Source organism: Halobacillus aidingensis (assembly GCF_900104185.1).
GTDB classification, from domain to species: Bacteria; Bacillota; Bacilli; order Bacillales; family Halobacillaceae; genus Halobacillus; species Halobacillus aidingensis.
This window is the reverse complement of record NZ_FNIZ01000043.1, coordinates 1-4,716: the sequence shown is the minus strand read 5'-3', so window position 1 is coordinate 4,716 and position 4,716 is coordinate 1. Positions and strand designations below refer to the sequence as shown.

At 37.8% G+C, this 4,716-nt stretch carries 5 protein-coding genes; all 5 read left to right on the top strand.

The window, feature by feature from the left end:
• Window positions 1-340 precede the first annotated feature (340 nt).
• Window positions 341-709: a hypothetical protein gene (locus BLS23_RS21220; RefSeq protein WP_089655001.1), complete on the top strand. Its 369-nt coding sequence runs from the start codon at window positions 341-343 to the stop codon at window positions 707-709.
• An 805-nt stretch (window positions 710-1,514) separates the two neighbouring features.
• Window positions 1,515-3,329 carry a group II intron reverse transcriptase/maturase gene (gene ltrA, locus BLS23_RS21215; RefSeq protein WP_089655000.1) on the top strand — a complete coding sequence of 605 codons (1,815 nt, stop codon included), beginning with the start codon at window positions 1,515-1,517 and terminating at the stop codon, window positions 3,327-3,329.
• Between the two features lie 68 nt (window positions 3,330-3,397).
• Window positions 3,398-3,901, top strand: a complete 504-nt coding sequence (locus BLS23_RS21210) for a hypothetical protein (RefSeq protein ID WP_089654999.1) — start codon at window positions 3,398-3,400, stop codon at window positions 3,899-3,901.
• Window positions 3,902-4,064: 163 nt separating this feature from the next.
• On the top strand, window positions 4,065-4,355 hold the full coding sequence (locus BLS23_RS21205; protein ID WP_089654998.1) for a hypothetical protein: 291 nt from the start codon (window positions 4,065-4,067) through the stop codon (window positions 4,353-4,355).
• Between the two features lie 155 nt (window positions 4,356-4,510).
• The coding region (locus BLS23_RS21940) for a hypothetical protein (protein WP_208599199.1) at window positions 4,511-4,716 on the top strand (206 nt) is incomplete at its 3' end.

Here is a 4,716-nt window from a genome sequence, read left to right as displayed (position 1 = left end):
AAGTCAAAGTTATGGCACGCAATATTTGGTGATAAACAATATGGTGATGAAGTCGTACAGTCATTATTCTTAGGGTTTCCATTCATATTAGGAGTAATCATTACAGTCTTGGGTCTAGTTATTTTAGGTGTTGAATATTATAAAACTATTGAAAAGAAAGGTTAAGTAAACTTTTTTTGCTCAACTAAAGAGTGATTTGGTGTGAGATCTACTTCAAGATATCTTGAAACTAAGTCTTCAAATAAAGGGAGCGATTGCTTAATAAAACACCTTATGCATATTAACGGTAGATCAGCTTATTAAATAGCAAACAGTTCTTGTAGTATTAAGGGGAGAATAAATGATTGAAAATAAAAAAAGCAAAGGAATAAATAAAAGGAAAATTGCACTTGTAGGTTTTATACTATTATCTACTGTTATTTTCCTATATAAGTATAATGTGAAAACATCCTATTTTGGAGTTATAGAAGTTAAAGATTTAAAACAAGTAAACAAGGAATACATAGTGACCGTAGAAGGAGACTTCGGAGAAAAAAAGTCTGTATTTAACCAAGATGATTATCTTCAAATAGTTGAAGACGAGGAAACTAGAGAAGGTAACATTACTGAGATTTGGAATAGATTATCAGAAAATAAGTCATTTCATGTACTATTAAATTCGTATGATAATCGCAATCAGTTTAAATTAGAAAAAGTCTACATTGATTAATGTACCTTATTTACGTACACCATTTAAAAATTACCTTGAATCACAGGTGTGTTAGTTTAAGTCAGCTTCAACTATCTCAAAATCAAGTCTTAAACAAACGGGGGCGCGCGACAAGTTCTGCTATAAACGCTTTTCAGCGTGAAAGGCAGGAAGTTTATTTCATTAAATTTCAACTGTACAACGGAGGGTGGGAATGAAGGATCCATGTTTCCTGAAACCATCCCGTCAACACTCCTGCATGCGTTAAGACGGACAGGTCTTAGGGTGTGAAGCACAGGTAGATTGGGCAGAACGAAGGCTGAAGCCATAATTAAGGTATGCCGACGGATATGCCTCACGGCTGTAAAACTAGATAGGGTGAGAATCGTTCTTTGAGATAGGAACTGACGAACTTCCGAAGGTAAGGGTCTATAGTTTCGAACGTAAGGAAACTTACGTGTCATCTTACGATGACGTGAGTGGTGTGGAGTAAAACTGCCCCCTCTGAAAGACGCTATACCGAACGATGGCGGTATCGAGCTCACAGGCTTATAGGAAGCATCTACGTCTAGTATGGATAGCTACGTTGTAGGGTACTTGGAAAGCAAGGGACGTTGAATCAAAGGCTGTCACCTGAAACGGTTGCTATAAAGCCATGCTGAAAAGCATTTATCCTTGTGAGGGTAGGGGAATGACTGATGAAACTTCTGTAATGGAAGTGAAGGAATAGCCCCAAGTCTAGAGTATGGAACGATTATTTTCCTAACGTGAATGGCACCGATCGGGTAGGAACGTGGGAACATCACTCCAAAGGAGGGATGCCACAGTGTCAACGCTGCGAAACTGGGATTATTATAATATGACGGAGACCTTTACGGATCTTCATGAAAAAGCGAGTCAGGGAAATGCGTTCTCTCATTTATATGAAACCATCATATCGAGAGAAAACATCCTGCTCGCTTTTCGCATGATTAAAACCAATAAGGGATCAAAAACACCAGGAACCGATGGGAAGACCATCGATGACATGAAAGAGCTATCCGAGAAAGATCTGGTAAACGAAGTCCGAACCAAACTTAGAAACTATCACCCGAAGAAGGTTCGAAGAGAATGGATTCAAAAAGAGAATGGAAAATGGAGACCTCTAGGGATTCCATGCATCTTGGATCGAGTGATCCAACAATGCTTCAAACAAGTTCTCGAACCGATTGTAGAATCTCAATTCTTCCAACATAGCTACGGTTTCAGACCCCTGCGGTCTGCTCATCATGCTATGGCAAGGATACAGTTCTTGATTAACCATAGTCAACTTCATTACGTCGTTGATGTAGATATTAAAAGTTTCTTTGATAACGTAAATCATCGCCTATTAAAGAAGCAACTCTGGAATATCGGCATCCAAGACCGAAAGGTATTGGCATGTATTTCTAAAATGATTACATCGGAAATAGATGGTGAAGGTGTGCCCGATAAGGGTTCACCACAAGGTGGAATCTTATCTCCCCTTCTTTCTAATGTCGTCTTAAATGATCTAGACCAATGGGTTGCAGACCAGTGGGAAGTATTTCCCCTGACGAAATCCTACAGTTCAGATGATGCAAGAAGGCGAGCGAGAAAACAAACGAATTTGAAACAAGGATATCTGGTCAGGTATGCTGATGACTTTAAAATTCTGTGTCGGGATGGAAAGACAGCGCAGAGGTGGTACCATGCGGTACGTCTGTACCTCAAAGAGCGTTTGAAGCTGGACATCTCACCAGAGAAATCTCAAATTGTAAACTTAAGAAAACGAGAATCTGAGTTCTTAGGGTTCAACATTCGTGCGAATAAAAAGGGAAAGAAACGAGTGGCCCATACTGGGGTCATTTCTTCAAAAAGCGAGAAAATCAAACAGGAAGCGAAGAAACTCATTCGAAGAATGAAAGCTTCGCCTTCTGCTGAGAATATTCATCGTTACAATAGCTTTGTTCTAGGACTTCACCAATACTTTAAGCGAGCTACTCATGTAAGTCTCGTGTTTTCACGTCTTGCTTACGATCTTAAACCATTTTTAGTGAACCGCCTTCGACCGGTTGGAACGCTAAAACATCCTTTTAAGCCACCGCCTTTTTATAAGAGAACCTTTAGTTTAGGAACAAAAACGATCTATATCAATGGTACGTATCTATTTCCCATCGGAAATGTGAAAACATTTCATGCGATGAGCTTCAGTTCAAAGCTTTCGCTTTACACGAAGAAAGGCAGAGAACAGATACACAAAAGTCTTCGCCCGGATATCCAGAAAGAAATTGGACATTTAATGAAGTCTTCTTTACCGAATCGAAGTGTCGAATACCTGGATAATCGTATTAGTCGGTATAGTATGAAGATGGGGAAATGCGAAATTACAGGCGAATATCTTCACGCTTCAGATGTTCATTGTCACCACTATGTGCCAAAGAATCTTGGAGGAAGCGATCAATTTCAAAACCTGCGTATTCTTCATAAGGATATTCATCGACTGATTCATGTAAAAGATATAGAGAAGATAAAGTTTTATCTTAACCAATTACCACAGAATCGATTGATCTTAGATAAAATCAATCAATACCGAAAGGTATGTGGGGTGGAAGGGATCGACGCATCCAGTCTCGAAGAGTAACAAAGGAACTTATAATGTAGTACACACCTTTAGATGGAACGCCGAATGCTGGGAAACTAGCACGTTCGGTGTGGAGCAGGGGAAAAGCCGGAGATAACCTCAAACGCTTACCTATTGCTAACATTTTAGTCTTTTTGGTGTTGGGGATTTTTATCTATTTAAAAGCCAATCCACCATTATCAGCAAACGGTATAAGTTTTTATCAAGATAATGAAACGAAAAGAGTAGTAGAAATAGTGAACTCTGGATTTGCAGATATTAAACTTAAAAATGTATTGGTTAATGGAAATAAAGCGGAAAATGTTGAATTGGGTGCAAGCAGAACAAATCATATGGTAGCAGGTGGAGGTCTTGATGAAGACCGATATATTACTTTTCACAAAATTAACGAACTAGAGGTTCAACCTGAGTTACCACTCGAAGAGCTAAGAGGACTATACGAAAAAGACGACAGACAAATTATAAAACACTATGGATTAGCTGTTATTGGGAACGAAGTACCTGAAAAAATAAATATTAAATACACGTATTTATATATACCTTATTCGTTAGAAGTAAATGTTACAGAGTAACCATTATTAATCTAACGGAGATCGTTAGTTTATGATCTACTTCAAGATATCTCGAAATCAAGTCTTACAGTATAGGGGGCGATAGTTACACAGTGGCTATCCCTTATTGAGCTAACGGAGTGGTTTAGTTTAAGAAAATAGCTAAGTAAACGGAGGATTTCTATTGAGAACTGATGCAATAATATTTGTTTTATGTACCATTGTATTTATTCCAATTGCAATATTTCTGTCCAGATATCTTGCAAATAAAGGGGCTAAAAAAGGTGCATTAATTATTCCGAGTCTTGTTATGGGGATAGGGTTCGGATTTGTTATAAGCATTATGGCAAACGGAACATTTTTAGAGTCTCTAGTTGTTATTGGAGTAATGATATTAATTTCTTTAGGATACACTTTAGGGTTTGAAAGAAAGAGAAAAACATATCAGTCATTATGGAAGAAAAGCAGAAAATAAATAGCTTCTTTCTTAAACTATCGGGTGCGTTAGCTAGTGTCTGTTCAAAATACCTCGAAGCCAAGTCTTATAATAACGGGGGCGTTTGTTCAATATAGAATATCATGTTCACTTATAGAACAGGAAAGAGATTTGTTTGGAGGAGAGTTTCTTTTATGAAAAGAATCGTAATTGGCGGCTTCACAATGTTAGGTGGATTATTAATAACACTAACAATTATTTTAGCTGGAACTATATATGCAACCCAAATTACGACCTGGTCTGGTAAGTCAAAGTTATGGCACGCAATATTTGGTGATAAACAATATGGTGATGAAGTCGTACAGTCATTATTCTTAGGGTTTCCATTCATATTAGGAGT